Source organism: Pseudogemmobacter lacusdianii (genome assembly GCF_030848395.1).
Classification (GTDB): Bacteria; Pseudomonadota; Alphaproteobacteria; order Rhodobacterales; family Rhodobacteraceae; genus Pseudogemmobacter; species Pseudogemmobacter lacusdianii.
In genome coordinates, this window is the sequence record NZ_JAVDBT010000005.1 from 120,070 (window position 1) to 135,040 (window position 14,971).

The 14,971-nt window shown below is 63.7% G+C and carries 12 protein-coding genes; 9 read left to right on the forward strand and 3 right to left on the reverse strand.

From position 1 onward, the window contains the following. Positions 1 to 136 precede the first annotated feature (136 nt). On the forward strand, positions 137 to 1,645 hold the full coding sequence (locus tag Q9295_RS06560; protein ID WP_306679722.1) for an ABC transporter substrate-binding protein: 1,509 nt from the start codon (positions 137 to 139) through the stop codon (positions 1,643 to 1,645). Positions 1,646 to 1,794: 149 nt separating this feature from the next. Here the strand turns inward: Q9295_RS06560 and Q9295_RS06565 are convergent, their stop codons facing one another. After that, on the reverse strand, positions 1,795 to 3,126 hold the full coding sequence (locus tag Q9295_RS06565) for a formimidoylglutamate deiminase (protein ID WP_306679723.1): 1,332 nt from the start codon (positions 3,124 to 3,126) through the stop codon (positions 1,795 to 1,797). A gap of 157 nt (positions 3,127 to 3,283) precedes the next feature. Here Q9295_RS06565 and hutI point away from each other — a divergent pair, with 157 nt between their 5' ends. From hutI to Q9295_RS06600, 7 genes are read left to right on the forward strand one after another with little or no spacing between them, the layout of a single operon-like run. Further along, complete coding sequence (gene hutI / locus Q9295_RS06570) at positions 3,284 to 4,486, forward strand: imidazolonepropionase (protein WP_306679724.1); 1,203 nt, start codon at positions 3,284 to 3,286, stop codon at positions 4,484 to 4,486. Further along, positions 4,483 to 6,036, forward strand: a complete 1,554-nt coding sequence (hutH, locus tag Q9295_RS06575) for a histidine ammonia-lyase (RefSeq protein WP_306679725.1) — start codon at positions 4,483 to 4,485, stop codon at positions 6,034 to 6,036. Before hutI ends, hutH begins: the two co-directional genes overlap by 4 nt. Next, entirely contained in the window at positions 6,033 to 6,836 is an 804-nt protein-coding gene (gene hutG / locus Q9295_RS06580) for an N-formylglutamate deformylase (protein ID WP_306679726.1), read from the forward strand. The genes hutH and hutG overlap by 4 nt, the downstream gene beginning before the upstream one ends. After that, positions 6,833 to 8,026, forward strand: coding sequence for a CaiB/BaiF CoA transferase family protein (locus tag Q9295_RS06585; protein ID WP_306679727.1), 1,194 nt, complete (start codon positions 6,833 to 6,835; stop codon positions 8,024 to 8,026). The genes hutG and Q9295_RS06585 overlap by 4 nt, the downstream gene beginning before the upstream one ends. Next, positions 8,019 to 9,161 carry an acyl-CoA dehydrogenase family protein gene (locus Q9295_RS06590; protein ID WP_306679729.1) on the forward strand — a complete coding sequence of 381 codons (1,143 nt, stop codon included), beginning with the start codon at positions 8,019 to 8,021 and terminating at the stop codon, positions 9,159 to 9,161. Before Q9295_RS06585 ends, Q9295_RS06590 begins: the two co-directional genes overlap by 8 nt. 15 nt (positions 9,162 to 9,176) lie before the next feature. Then, complete coding sequence (hutU, locus tag Q9295_RS06595; RefSeq protein WP_306679730.1) at positions 9,177 to 10,871, forward strand: urocanate hydratase; 1,695 nt, start codon at positions 9,177 to 9,179, stop codon at positions 10,869 to 10,871. After that, positions 10,868 to 11,410 (forward strand): HutD/Ves family protein, encoded by a 543-nt coding sequence (locus Q9295_RS06600; protein WP_306679731.1) that lies wholly within the window; start codon positions 10,868 to 10,870, stop codon positions 11,408 to 11,410. Before hutU ends, Q9295_RS06600 begins: the two co-directional genes overlap by 4 nt. On the opposite strand, the gene hutC is transcribed toward Q9295_RS06600, so the two are convergent. Next, a complete protein-coding gene (gene hutC / locus Q9295_RS06605) occupies positions 11,407 to 12,135 on the reverse strand; it encodes a histidine utilization transcriptional repressor HutC (RefSeq protein ID WP_306679732.1) in 729 nt (242 codons plus the stop codon). The genes Q9295_RS06600 and hutC overlap by 4 nt on opposite strands. 475 nt (positions 12,136 to 12,610) lie before the next feature. On the opposite strand from hutC, the gene chrA reads away from it, so the two are divergent. Further along, positions 12,611 to 13,816 (forward strand): chromate efflux transporter, encoded by a 1,206-nt coding sequence (chrA, locus tag Q9295_RS06610; protein ID WP_306679733.1) that lies wholly within the window; start codon positions 12,611 to 12,613, stop codon positions 13,814 to 13,816. Between the two features lie 6 nt (positions 13,817 to 13,822). Here the strand turns inward: chrA and Q9295_RS06615 are convergent, their stop codons facing one another. Beyond that, entirely contained in the window at positions 13,823 to 14,845 is a 1,023-nt protein-coding gene (locus tag Q9295_RS06615; protein ID WP_306679734.1) for a LacI family DNA-binding transcriptional regulator, read from the reverse strand. Positions 14,846 to 14,971: the final 126 nt, after the last annotated feature.

A 14,971-nucleotide genomic window follows, 5' to 3' on the forward strand; every position in this document is an offset into this window, starting at 1 on the left:
CATAATCTCCGTCCCACAATTCAGACCCGATAATCAGCCACCAAGGCTTTCCGATCCAACGGAAACCCGCCAATAGGGAGCTTCTCTCATGACAATCTCACCCACTCGCCGTTCAATGCTGTTGGGAGCAGGCGCGATGTCGGCCGCCGCAGCGCTGGGGCTTGCGCCGCACCGCGCCCGCGCGCAAAGCACGCCGCAATCGGGCGGCACCTTCCGCATGGCGGTGTCCGACTTCAGCACCGCCGACAGCCTTGACCCGCAGGTCAACGAATACCGCTTCATGATGCACCTGCAGTATCAACTGCGGAACTGCTTGATCGAAGTTGGCCCCGGCGGTGTCTTGGTGCCGGAACTGGCAACCGAATGGGGCCCGAACAACGATCTTACCGAATGGACCTTTAAGATCCGCTCGGGGGTTGAGTTCCATGACGGTCGCCCGCTGACCGCTGAAGATGTGGTTTGGTCGCTGAACCTGCACCGCGGCGAGAAGACCATCTCGGTTGCGAAGTCGATGCTGACCGCGATCACCGATATTCAGGCCACTGGCCCGCTTGAGGTCAAGATCACACTGTCTGGCCCGAACGCAGGCTTCCCGGCGATCCTGTCGATGATCAACATGATCATCGTCCCGGCCGAGGACACTGATTTCAACAAAGGCGTCGGCACCGGCGGCTATATCCTTGAGACCTATGAGCCGGGCCTGCGCAGCGTTGTGCGGAAGAACCCGAACTACTGGAAAGAGGGCCGGGCGCATTTCGACTCGATCGAGATCCACTGCATCGCCGACATCAACGCCCGCACCACCGCGCTGCAAACGGGCCAGATCGATGCAATGGGCTTTGTTGACACCACCACGGCGGGCCTGCTCAAAGCCTTCCCGGGGATCAACCTGATCCAAACTCAGGGTAAACTGCACCACGGTTTCGCGATGAACGTGACCGATCCGCTCTTCCGTGACGCGGATGTGCGCCGGGCGATGAAATATGCCATCGATCGCCATGAGATCTTGGACAAGATCCAGTCGGGCTATGGCTCGATCGCCAACGATCAGCCGCTCTCCAAGGCCTATGCCGCACATAACCCCGACCTACCGCAGTATGAATATGACCCCGAGCGGGCCAAGTCCTTGCTTGCGAAGGCTGGCGTTTCGGGGATGGTCGTGCCGCTGCACGTCTCGGAACTGCCCTTCACCGGCGCGGTCAATATGGCGCAGCTTTACGCCCAGCAGGCATCGGCTGCCGGCATCACCATTGATGTGAAGCGCGAGCCCGATGACGGCTACTGGTCCAACATCTGGACCAAGCGTCCGATGTTCGCCACCCGGTGGTCGGGCCGCGTCAACGAAGATGCGATGCTGACGCTGGTTTACTCGCGCGAGAGCATCGGCACCTTCAACGAAAGCAGTTGGGACAATGAGGCGTTCAACAACGCTTTGGTCGCGGCGCGCGGCGAGAAGGACGAAGCCAAGCGCAAGGAAATCTATTGGGAGTGCCAGCGCATCATCTGGGAAGATGCGGGCCTCGTGGCGCCGATCTGGGCAGATTTCTTGGACGCCACCTCGTCCAAAGTGGGTCATGGCGAGATCGCCAACGACTGGGAGCTTGACGGTGCACGCTGCGGCGAGCGCTGGTGGTTCAACGCCTGATCTTTGGCGGTGCCGGGGCAACCCGGCGCTCGCTTTTGGCCCTGTGGCGCGTGACGTCCGAGGGGCCGCAAAGACGGGTCCTGCACAAAAGAAAAACGCGGCAGATGGGGTTCATCTGCCGCGTTTTTATTTGTTTAAGGTGCCTTAGGTCAGAGCAGTTTGCGCATGACTTCGCTGGCGGCACGTCGGATCCGGTCCCGCTCGGGGTGGCGACCGTCTTGCACGACATGACGGCCCGAGGCCCAAACTTGGTCCACCGCGACGCCGCTGCCAAAGATCCAGCGGTCCAAAAGCGAGGCCGGGTTCGAAAGCGCCATCGGATCGCGCAGGGCCACAAGATCAGCGGGCGCGCCGGTTGCAAGCTCCTGCTGCGGCGCGGCCAAGGCCTGCGCACCACCTTGCAGGGCAGCGTTGAAGAGGGCGGTGCCGGTCGATCCAGCCTCGGTGCAGATGTTGCGACCCCGCAGCGATAGGCGCTGTGAATATTCCAGCATCTGCAGCTCTTGCGCGACCGAGATCGCCACATTGCTGTCGGTGCCAACGCCGAACCTGCCACCTTGGGCCAAGAAGCCGGGGGCGGGGAAGATACCATCGCCAAGGTTCGCCTCAGTCACCGGGCAGAGGCCTGCGACGGCGCCGCTTTGCGCGATGCCGGTGATCTCGGCTTCGGTCAGATGGGTGGCGTGGATCAAGCACCAATTCGGGCCGACCGGGGTCTCAGCCAGAAGTGCTTCAACCGGGCGCGCGCCGGAATGGGCAAGGCTGTCTTCAACCTCTTTCACCTGCTCGGCAATGTGGATGTGGAACGGCCGATCCGGCCATTGCGCGGCGAGATAGCGAATCTCCTCCGGCGTCGCACCGCGCAGTGAATGCGGCGCGAGACCGAGCCGGTCCTGCGGGCGGGTCATCCGGGCCTCACAGCGCTCCATTAGCCGGTCAAAGGCGTCGAGGCTGTGCAAGAAGCGGCGCTGGCCTTCGTTGGGCGCGGCGCCGCCAAAGCCGCCATGCGCGTAGAAAACCGGCAGATGCGTCAGCGCGATGCCGGTCTCTTCGGCGGCGGCAAAGATCCGCAGAGACAGCTCGGCCGGGTCGTCATAGGGGCGGCCATCGGGGGCGTGGTGCAGATAGTGGAACTCGCCCAGCCGGGTGTAACCGGCTTCAAGCATCTCAACGCAAGCCAGCGCGGCGATGGCTTGGACGCCCTCGGGGTTCAGTTGCAGTGCAAAGCGGTACATCACTTCGCGCCAGGTCCAGAAGCTGTCTTTGCCCGGCCCGCGCAGTTCCGTGAGCCCCGAGAAGCCGCGCTGGAACGTGTGGCTGTGCAGGTTGGGCATGCCCGGGATCAGCGCTTCGACCCGGGTGTCATCCGCCTGTGCCGGAACGCCGACGCTTATCCCGGCAATCCGGCTCTCAGACAGCTCGACCCTTACATCCTCGACCCAGCCAGCGGGCAATAGGGCCGCTGCCGCATGAATGCGCATCTTCAGATTCTCCCGCGTATTTGCCCCGCATTATGAGCAGAAAAAACTTATATGTATATACTTGTTTTTCGTCGCAGACGGGTGCAGCATGAAGGCAAGCACAGCCGCGCCGAATCCGCATTCCGGACCGCGCCTGAACCAGCGAGATGGAGAGCCGATGACCGCGACGCTTTGGACCAACGCCCGCATTGTGACCGCGGATGGCACAACAACGCCCTCGGCGCCGGGCGCGCTGGAGCTTTTGACTGACGGTGGAAAGATCGTGGCTTTGGGCGCTGATCTGCCGCGTCAGGGCGCAAAGATCGTCGATTGCGAAGGCCGGCTGATGACGCCCGCGCCGATTGATTGCCACACCCATCTGGTCTTCGGCGGCGACCGCGCCTTTGAGTTTGAGCAGCGTCTTGACGGCGTGGCCTATGAAGAGATCGCGCGGGCAGGGGGCGGCATCAAAGCCTCGATGCGCGCGACGCGGGCGATGGATGTGGACCAACTGGTCACCGCAAGCCTGCCGCGATTGGACCATTTGCTGGCCGAAGGGGTCAGCACGGTCGAGATCAAATCGGGCTACGGCCTGTCGGTTGAGGCCGAGTTGCACATGCTGCGCGCCGCCCGCGCGATGGAGACGCAGCGCAATGTGCGCATCCGCAAGACTTGGCTCGCCGCCCATGCGCTGCCGCCCGAATATGCGGGCCGCGCGGTGGATTACATCCATGAGGTCGCGATTGCGGGACTGAATGCAGGCCATGCCGAAGGGCTGATCGATGCGGTCGATTCCTTCTGCGAGGGGATTGCATTCTCGACCGAAGAGCTGGCGCCGCTTTACGCACGGGCGAAGGCGTTGGGGTTGGATGTGAAAATCCACTCCGAGCAGCTTTCCCATGCTGGCGGCACCGCCTTTGCCGCGCGGCACGGCGCGCTTTCGGCCGATCACCTTGAATATGCCACCGCCGAGGATGCCGCGTTGATGGCGGCTTCAGGCACTGTGGCGGTGCTCTTGCCCGGTGCCTTCTACACCTTGCGTGAGACGGTGTTGCCTCCCGTTGAGGCCTTCCGCGCCGCAGGCGTGCCGATGGCGCTTTCGACCGATTGCAACCCCGGCACCTCGCCGCTGACCTCGATCTTGATGACCATGAACATGGGCGCGACGCTCTTTAGGCTGACGGTGTCGGAATGCCTGAAAGCTGTGACCTGCAATGCCGCGCAAGCGCTTGGTCTTTCAAACGAAACCGGGCGGATCGCGCCCGGACTCTCGGCCGATTTGGCGCTGTGGGATGTGGAAAGCCCCGCCCAGCTTGTCGCCCGTATTGGCTTTAACCCGCTCCACTCCCGCGTCTTCAGAGGTGCAGAATGCCCGCAATGACCCCGCTTATCCTGACCCCCGGAAACGCAACCCTGACCGAGCTTGAGCAGGTCTGGCGCGAAGGGCTTGTCGTGCGCCTGCACGATTCTGCCCGCGCGGGCATCGCCACCTCGGCCGAGCGGATCGCGGCGGCGGCGGCGGGCAATGCGCCGGTTTACGGCGTCAATACCGGCTTTGGCAAACTCGCCTCGGTGCGGATCGCGCCGGCCGATACCGCCACGCTGCAACGCAACCTGATCTTGTCGCATTGCTGCGGCGTGGGTGAGCCGGTTGAGCCGCAAACCGTGCGGCTGATCATGGTGCTGAAGCTTCTGAGCCTTGGCCGTGGTGCCTCGGGCGTGCGGCCCGAACTGGTGGCGCTGCTCGAAGATATGCTGGCGCATGACGTGCTGCCGGTGATCCCGTCGCAAGGCTCGGTCGGCGCTTCGGGTGACTTGGCCCCGCTGGCCCATATGGCCGCCGTGATGCTGGGCGAGGGCCGGGCTTTGCACAAAGGCGTTGAGATGTCGGGCGCCGATGCGCTGGCAGCCGCCGGGCTGAAGCCTTTGACCTTGGCCGCGAAGGAAGGGCTGGCGCTGATCAACGGCACGCAAGTCTCGACCGCTTTTGCACTGGTCGGTCTTTTCGATGCCTTCCGTGCGGCCCGCGCGGCGCTGGTGGTCTCGTCGATGTCCACCGATGCGATCATGGGCTCGACCGCGCCCTTCATCGAGGAAATCCACACCCTGCGCGGCCATCGCGGCCAGATCATGTCGGCGCGCATCATCCGGGGGCTGATGGAAGGCTCGGCGATCCGCGAGAGCCACCAAGAGGGCGACAGCCGGGTGCAAGATCCCTATTGCATCCGCTGCCAGCCGCAAGTGACCGGCGCCTGCATTGACGTGCTTTTCCAAGCCGCGCGCACGCTGGAGATCGAGGCGAATGCCGCCACCGATAACCCGCTGGTGCTGACCAGCGCCGAAGGCGAGCCGTCGCTGATTATCTCGGGCGGGAACTTCCACGCCGAGCCGGTGGCGCTGGCCGCTGACCAGATCGCGCTGGCTTTGTCCGAGATCGGTGCCATCGCACAGCGCCGCATTGCGATGATGGTTGATCCGGCGATGAGCTTTGGCTTGCCGCCCTTCCTGACCAATGATCCGGGTCTGAACAGTGGGCTGATGATCGCCGAGGTCACCTCGGCCGCGCTGATGAGCGAGAATAAGCACCTCGCCAATCCCTGCTCGACCGATTCCACCCCGACCAGCGCCAACCAAGAGGACCATGTCAGCATGGCCGCTCATGGGGCGCGGCGCTTGCGTCGGATGAACGCAAACCTGGCGCATATCATCGGGATCGAGGCGATCTGTGCTGCCGCCGGGATCGAGGCGCGTGCGCCCTTGGCCACCTCGGGGCCCTTGGGTGCGGCTTTGGCGCGGCTGCGTCAGGACATCGCCCCGCTCGAGCAGGACCGCTACCTTGCCCCCGATCTGGAACTGGCAGCGGTGCTGGTCTCCAGCGATGCTTTGGCCAAAGCCGTTCCGGCCGCGCTCTTTGCTGAGCTGCGCCCGTGAAACCAGTCGAAGTCCAACAAGGCGACAGCCCCATCATCTTGGGGCTGCCACATACCGGCACCTTTCTGCCCGAGAATATCCGCGCGGCCTTGAACCCGCGCGGGCAGGTTCTGGCCGATACCGATTGGCATATCGAGCGGCTTTATGACCAGCTTTTGCCCGGTGCCACCACGGTACGGGCGACCTTTCACCGCTATGTCATCGATGCCAATCGCGGCCCCGAGGATGAAAGCCTTTACCCCGGCCAGAACACCACTGGCTTGGTGCCGCTGACCGATTTCGACGGCCATCCGATCTGGGAGCGAGAGCCGGATGCCGCAGAAGTTGCAGCGCGGCTGAAGCTCTGGCACGCGCCCTATCACGCCGCCTTGCGCGCCGAGATTGAGCGGGTGCGGGCGCGGCACGGCGTGGCGATCCTTTACGATTGCCACTCGATCCGCTCGGTGATCCCTTTCCTCTTCGAGGGCGCCTTGCCCGATTTCAACATCGGCACGGTTGGCGGGCAAAGCTGCGCGCCGCAGATCGAGGCCGAGACCTTGCGCATCTGTCAGGCCACCGGCCGCAGCACGGTGCTGAACGGGCGTTTCAAGGGTGGCTGGACCACCCGCCATTACGGCAAGCCCGAAACGGGTGTGCATGCGATCCAGATGGAGTTGGCGCAATCCACCCATCTTGCGAGCGAACTGCCGCCCTATGCCTATGACCCCGAGCGCGCGGCCTCTCTGCGCGTGCCATTGGCCGAACTGCTGGCCAGCCTTGCCGCGCTCGCGCCGACCCTTTCCAAGGAATCTCTTCGATGAAACCGCTCAATGGCATTCGGGTGCTTGACCTGACCCGAGTCCTGGCAGGTCCCTTCTGCACCGCCATCTTGGCCGATCTTGGTGCCGAGGTGATCAAGCTTGAGCCGCCGCAGGGCGATGATTATCGCCATATCGGCCCGTTTAGCGCAGGTGAATCCGCGCTTTTCACGCTGAACAATCGTGGCAAGCAGTCGCTGGTTGTGGATCTCAAGGCCGATGAGGGCCGCGCGCTGGCGCTGAAGCTGGCGGTGTCTTGCGATGTGGTGGTTGAGAACTTCCGCCCCGGCGTCGCCGACCGGCTGGGCATTGGCGCCGATGCCTTGCGCGCCGTCAATCCGAACGTGGTCGTCGCTTCGATCTCGGGCTTTGGCCAAGAGGGGCCGGCGGCTGATCTGCCCGCCTATGATCTTGTCGTGCAAGCCATGTCGGGCTGGATGGATTCCACCGGCGCAGAGGGCGGCGATCCAATGCGCACGGGCGAGTCCATCGGCGATGTCGCCGCCGGGCTTTACGCCACGATCGGCATTCTGGCCGCTTTGCAAGGCCGCGCCGCCAATGGTGGCACCCATGTCGATATTGCGATGATGGACTGCCTTGTCGCCATGCTGCCCACCAGCCATGCGCTGCACCATTATGCTGGCCAGCGGGTCACCCGCACCGGCAATCGCCATCCGCTCTCGACCCCCTTTGGCGCCTTCCGCAGCGCCGATGGCCAAGTGATCATCGCCGTCTTGGGCCCGCGCCAGTTTGCCGGTCTTTGCGATCTGATGGGCCAGCCGCAGCTTGCCAGCGACCCGCGCTTCAACAGCGATGAGGCGCGGACCTCCAACGAACCCGCCTTGCGCGCGCTGATCGAGGGCTGGACCACCACGCTTTCGACCGAGGCGCTGATCGCCGCATTGCGCGGGGCAGGGATCCCGACCGCGCCGATCCAATCGCTGGCCGAGGCGCTGGAAAGCCCGCATGCCAAAGCGCGCGGGCTGGTGGCCGATCTGCCGCATCACAGCCTTGGGCAAAGCCCGGTCGCCGGGCAACCGCTGCGCTTTGACGGCGCAAAACCCTTGTCCGCCACCGGCGCTCCGGCGCTTGGCGGCGATACCCGCCCGGTGCTGACCGCCTTGGGCCTTACCGCCGACCAGATTGCCGGGCTGATCGCCGCTGGCATCGTACAGGAAGCCGACCATGCCTGACTATTCCCACCTTTTGGATGAGGCCGAACGCGGCTTCATGGATATGCTGAACCGTTTTGCGGCCGAGGAAATCGCGCCGCTTGCGGCGCAGACCGATGAGACGGCGGCTTTCGTTCATCAGCAGATCGCAGCCCTTGGCGCGACCGGCATGATGGGGGCGAACCTGCCCGAGGCTTGGGGCGGCGCCGATATCTCGGCCCATGCGTTGTTTGAGGCGGTTGCGACCATCGCCGGGGCCTGCGCCTCGACCGTCTCGGCGCTGACCGCACATTATCTGGCAACGGATTCGCTTCTGATCGGTGGCGATGACGCGATGCGCGCGCGCTATCTGCCCGCCGCCGCCGAAGGCCGCATGCTGGGCGCCTTTGCGCTGACCGAGCCCAATGCGGGTTCCGACCCCGGCGATATGCGCACCCGCGCCGAGCGGGAAGGCGACGGCTGGCGCATTCGCGGCCGCAAATGCTTTATCTCGAACGGCGGCGTGGCCGATTTCATCGTGGTCTATGCGGTGACCGATCCCGCGGCAGCGCATCGCGGCATCTCGGCCTTCGTGGTCGAGAAGGGCACGCCCGGTCTGGTGCCGGGCCGGGTTGAGCAAACCATGGGCCTGCGCGGCGGCCATGTCTGGGAGCTGGACATCGACTGCTATGTCCCGGCTGAAAACTGCGTCGGCCCCGAAGGCTCGGGCTTCCGCACCGCCATGAAGGTCTTGGACAATGGCCGCGTCGAAGTGGCGGCAATGTGCGTTGGCATCGCGCGCGCTGCACTGAGCGCTGCCCGCGACTGGTCCAAATCGCGCATCATCGGCGGCGAGCCTTTGGCGGCAAAGCAAGGTATCCGCTGGAAGCTGGCCGATATGGAGACCGATCTCGCCGCAGCCGAGCTTTTGGCGCATGAGGCCGCCCGCCAGCGCCAAGCCGGGCAACGCTTCACCGCCGCTGCAAGCCGCGCCAAGCTTTTCGCTTCGGAAGCGGCGGGACGCATCGCCGATCAGGCGATCCAGATCCATGGCGGCTATGGCTACACCCGTGATTTCCCTCTGGAACGCCACGCCCGCGACCTGCGGATCATGCGGATCTACGAGGGCTCGTCCGAGATCCAACGCAATATCATTTCCGGCATTTTGCTCGCCTGAGGAGGGCACGACATCATGACAAACCCACGTCACAACACCCGCGACATCTACCCGGCGACCGGGACCGATCTGACCGCGAAAAGCTGGCTCACCGAAGCGGCTTTGCGGATGCTGATGAACAACCTGCATCCCGATGTGGCCGAAAACCCGCATGAGCTGGTGGTTTATGGCGGTATTGGTCGGGCGGCGCGGACCTGGAAGGACTTTGACCTGATCTGCGACGCGTTGCGCGATCTGGAAGAAGACGAGACGCTGCTCGTGCAATCGGGCAAGCCGGTCTCGATCGTGCGCACCCATAAGGATGCGCCGCGCGTGCTGATCGCCAACTCGAACCTGGTGCCGCGTTGGGCCAATTGGGAGCATTTCAACGAATTGGACCGCAAGGGTCTGATGATGTATGGCCAAATGACCGCAGGGTCGTGGATCTACATCGGCGCCCAAGGCATCGTGCAAGGCACCTATGAGACCTTTGCCGAGATGGGCCGCCAGCATTACGGTGGCGATCTGACCGGCAAATGGGTGCTGACCGGCGGTTTGGGCGGCATGGGTGGCGCACAGCCTTTGGCGGCGGTCTTCGCCGGCGCGTCCTGCCTTGCGGTTGAGGTGGATGAGACCCGCATCGACTTCCGTATCCGCACCAAATACGTTGATGCGAAAGCGAAAACCCTTGATGAAGCGCTGGCGATGATCGCCGAGTGGAATGCCAAGGGCGAAGCGAAATCGGTGGGTCTTTTGGGCAATGCTGCCGAGATCTTCCCCGAGATCCTGCGCCGCCAACTGGCGGGTGAGCCGCTGCCGAATGGCCGCCCCGATATCGTGACCGACCAAACCTCGGCCCATGACCCGGTGCATGGCTACTGCCCGACCGGCTGGACCGTGGCCGAATGGCGCGCCAAGCAAGAAAGCGATCCGGCAGGCGTTGAGAAGGCCGCGCGCGCTTCGATGCGTGCCCATGTCGAGGCGATGGTTGGTTTCCATGACGCCGGCGTGCCGACGGTGGATTACGGCAACAACATCCGTCAGATGGCTTTGGAAGAGGGCTTCGAGCGCGCCTTTGCCTTCCCGGGCTTCGTGCCGGCTTGCATCCGTCCGCTCTTCTGCCAAGGCATCGGCCCGTTCCGCTGGGCGGCTCTGTCGGGCGATCCGGAGGATATCGCGAAGACCGACGCCGCGATGAAGAAGCTCTTCCCGGAGAACACCCATCTGCACCGCTGGCTCGACATGGCGGGCGAGCGTATCGCCTTCCAAGGTCTGCCCGCCCGCATCTGCTGGATCGGTCTGGGCGATCGTCACCGCGCCGGTCTGATGTTCAACGAAATGGTCGCCAGCGGTGAGCTGAAGGCCCCGATCGTGATCGGCCGTGACCACCTCGACAGCGGCTCGGTCGCCAGCCCCAACCGCGAGACCGAAGGCATGATGGACGGATCGGACGCCGTGTCGGATTGGCCGCTGCTGAACGCGCTGACCAACACCGCCTCGGGCGCGACTTGGGTGTCGATCCACCACGGCGGCGGCGTTGGCATGGGCTTCAGCCAACATGCGGGCGTGGTCATCGTGGCCGATGGCACCGAAGATGCCGCGCGTCGGTTGGAGCGCGTTTTGTGGAACGACCCGGCCTCGGGCGTGATGCGCCACGCCGATGCGGGCTATGAGCTGGCCAAGGATTGTGCGCGCCTGCACAACCTGCGCCTGCCGGGCATCCTCGGGTGAGGGGCGTCTTCCAAGCTGCCGAACGCAAGTTCACCGCTTGGAGGAACGGCGGCGGAGAGACGGCGGAAATCGCCGTCTCTCCCGCTGGCGCCGACTTCGAGACCTTTGACTGGCGCATCTCAACCGCCATCGTGGCGTCGGATGGGCCGTTCTCAAGCTTTCCCAATGTGGACCGGGTTCTGACGGTGATCGAGGGCGGACCGATGCGTCTTTCGGTGGGCGGTGAGGTCCATGAGCTGGAGGCGGCAAGCCCGCCTTTGGCCTTTGCCGGCGATCAGCCTTGCGAGGCACAGCTTTTGGGGGGGCCGCTACTGGACTTCAACGTCATGATCCGCCGGCCTTTGCGGGCCGAGGTCACGCGCGGGCCGTTCACCCTGCCGCCGCCGGGGGCGGTGGCGCGCTTGGCTTTGCTGATGGAGCCTGCCGCCGGTCTTAACCCGCTGGACTTGGTCGATCTTGACGCTTGCGAGCCTTCCTTGCTGCAAGCGCTTGAAGGTGCGGCAGTTTTGACTGTGTCGATCTGGCCTTTGGGTCTTTAAGCATCCCCGCTGGGCGAGAAATCGGCCAGCAATTGGTGGCGATCGCCGGGATAGGTTTGGGTCACCAGCGTGACCCATTCACCCGCCACTTCCGTGCGCCGCTTCACCTCAAGGCAGGGCGTGCCCAGCGGCAAGCCAAGGTCGCGCGCCATCTGACCAAGCGCTGGCACCGCGCGAATGCGGTGCTGCGCCGAGGTCCAAGGCACCTCTTTGACCAGCCACGCACCGGGCGCCATTTGACGGAAATCCGCAGCGGCTGATTGCGGCGCGACATCAGGATTGATCAGCCGCGCCTCATGGCAAAACGGCAGATCGCCCGCATGATGCACGCCGCGCAATTCCAAAACCTGACCCGAGGCATTGGCCATTCTCGGATCGTCGCGTTCGTCATCCGAAGCGGCGCGGAGATGACGCTCTAAAAGTTCAAACCGCCAGGTTAGCCCAAGGGCCGCAACTTCATTGGCAATGTCCGAGATTTCCATCACCGCCGATTGCGCCATTGGGCGCGCGACGAAAGTGCCCAGCTTTTTGCGTCGGATCAGATGGCCTTCACGTGTCAGCTGGCTCAAGACCTTGTTCATGGTCATCCGCGAGACGCCGTACGTCTCAGCCAACTGCGTCTCAAAGGGCAGCTGAAAGCCGGGGGGCCAATCACCTTGAGTGATGCGATCCCGAAAATCCGCGAGAATGCGTTCGTGATGGGTCTTGCGTTCTTCGGTCTTCAATGCGGCCTACCCAGATAATCCGGCTTATTGAGTTGAAGGATATAGGAGATTTTCCACACAAGCTATGCAGCGTTTCAATAAAGATTGCGACTTGAACGATTGTTGATTGCGCGAAGAAGGCTGTTCCAGATTGATGCAATTGCCCAAAACTCTGGGGCTGAGGATGTGATTTTGTAACCGAAGGCGACCATGCCGCTTTTTAATCCATTGGCTTGTAGCCGAAATTCACCGCCTGAATTCGCGCAAAGTTTGGCGCGATGCAGGCGGAGGATTGTGCGCAGCGGTTGAAGGGCTTGCGGTGGTCGGTGTCACCTGGCTGGGCAGGGGGCTTTGCGCTGGGTACATTCGGGTCTTGCGGTGCATTGCTTTGGAACGGCTTTGCACAGAGTTACAACGCTGTTGCAAATTCCAGCTAGCAGCAAAGGGCTGCCCCCTTGGGGGCGGCCCAAGGGACCACAGAAGGTGACGCCAAGACGTGACGCATGATCCGCAAATCGCCTCGCAGGGGGGCAGCGCCGCCGAGGTCTTCGGGGCCTTTCTCAAGCTTGGCCTAACAGCTTTCGGCGGCCCGATCGCGCATCTTGGCTATTTCCGCGAGGCCTTTGTGGCGCGCAGAGGTTGGCTTTCGGATGCGGCCTATGCCGATCTGGTGGCGCTGTGTCAGTTCTTGCCGGGGCCAGCCTCGTCGCAGGTGGGCGTTGCTTTGGGCGTGATGCGCGCCGGATGGTTGGGCGGATTGGCGGCCTTTGTCGGCTTCACTTTGCCCTCGGCGTTGATCTTGCTGGTGCTGGGACTGACGGCAGCCAATCTCACAGGCCCGGTTGGGAGCGGGATCTTGGACGGGTTGAAAATCGCGGCGGTGGCCATCGTGGCGCAGGCGGTTTTGGGCATGGCGCGCAGCCTTTGCCCCGACCGTGAGCGCGCAGCAATCGCAGCAGGCGCGGTGGTACTTTTGGCCTTTCTGCCGCCCGCGCTGGCCATGATTGGGGCGATCATACTGGGGGGGATACTGGGCCTGGGCTTGGGGCGAGGGACCGGCAGCATCCTTGGTCAGCCTTTGACGATCGCGGTGACGAAACTCCATGCAGGGCTTGCACTTGCGACATTCGTGCTGCTGTTTTTGGGTCTGCCCCTTCTGGCCAGCCAGTCGCAAACCGGTGCGCTGTTGGACGGCTTTTACCGCGCCGGGACGCTGGTCTTTGGTGGCGGTCATGTGGTCTTGCCACTTTTGCAGGCCGAGGTGGTGGCACCGGGTTGGGTGACGCCGGATCAGTTCCTGATGGGCTATGCTGCCGCGCAAGCCGTGCCGGGCCCCCTGTTCACCTTTGCCGCCTATCTTGGTGCGGTGCTGGGGCCTGAACCAAACGGAGTGTTGGGCGCGGCATTGGCTCTGACGGCGCTGTTCTTACCGGGATTTTTGCTGCTGATCGCGGTTCTGCCCTATTGGGAAAGCTTGCGCGCCAACCGCAAAACCCAAGCGGCGATGCAGGGCGCGAATGCGGCGGTTGTTGGCATTCTGGGGGCGGCGCTTTACGATCCGGTCTTCACCTCCGCGATCGGCGGCATGCCGGATTTCGCCTTGGCGCTGGCCTTGTTCGTGGCACTGACGGCTTGGAAAGCGCCACCATGGCTGGTGGTGCTTTTCGCTGGTCTGGGCGGGGTTCTGCTGGCGCAGCTTTAGGCCGCGCTAGAGGTTCTCAGCGATCAAAATCTCAATCCGAATGCGCTCTTGCGAGGCCAGAATTGGCCGCTTTTCGCATTGCGCGCGCAAGATCCGGGCGGCGCTGCGCACCAGATGGCCGGGGTCTTGATGCACCACCGCATCAAGCCGTCCCTCGCGCAGGGCAAGCTCGGTCGATGGCGTGCGCTCATGCGCAATGGTGATGGGGGCGGAAGGCCGCGACGCTAAAGTGGCAAGCGCCAATTGTGGTTGCATACCAATAAGATAGAGCCCCACCACATCGGGATGCGCGGCGAAGGCATTGGCCAGCACACGCTGGGTGCGATCAGGATCACCGTAGCTTTCCAGCGTTGGGCGCACCTGCAATTGGGGTAAGGCGCCGGCAAAGATCGTATCAAACCCCAGACGCCGCTCCAGACTGTCGCGGCCTTGCATCGTATCGGCCAGAACAAGGATCGAGCCGCTGCGCGGACCCAAGAAGCGCCGCATCAGCCGCCCCGCCGTGGCCCCGGCGGCGGCATTGTCGATGCCGACAAAGGGCAGGCCCTCGGCCTCGGGCTGGTTTGAGATGAAGGAGACGACGTTGATCCCGCGTTCGCGCATCCGTTGCACCGCGTCGCGGATTTGCGGGGTCTCGGCCGCCATGATCGCCACGCCGTCGCAGTCCTCGGCGCTGATCGCCGTAAGGCTACGGGCGGCGCGATGCGGGTCGCGCTCATCCAGCCGCAGCACACCGATTTGGATCATCTCGCCCATGCTGGCGCGACGAAACTCGGCGATGCGGTCCAAGAGCACGTCGAGAAATTCGGTGCTGGTCTCGGGCAAGGCGAAAAGAAAGCGGTGGCCGCGTTGGCGGGCAAGGGTGGCGGCGACGATGTTGCGCTCGAACCCGATGCGTTCAATGGCGGCATGCACGGCTTCGGTGCTGGAGGCGCTGACGCCGCTGCGGCCATTCAACACCCGGTCCACCGTGGCAAGGCTGACCCCGGCGGCTTGGGCAAGGTCTTTGGTGGTGGGTCTGAGCGTCACAAAACCATCCCGAGCAGGCGCATTTCTGGGCAGTCTTACCATCGAAACTGCCCTTGGCAATCGATTTGAGGTGCGCACCTCAGAATTTTCTTGCTCTGAGGTGCGTGCCTCACATAGCTTTATTTC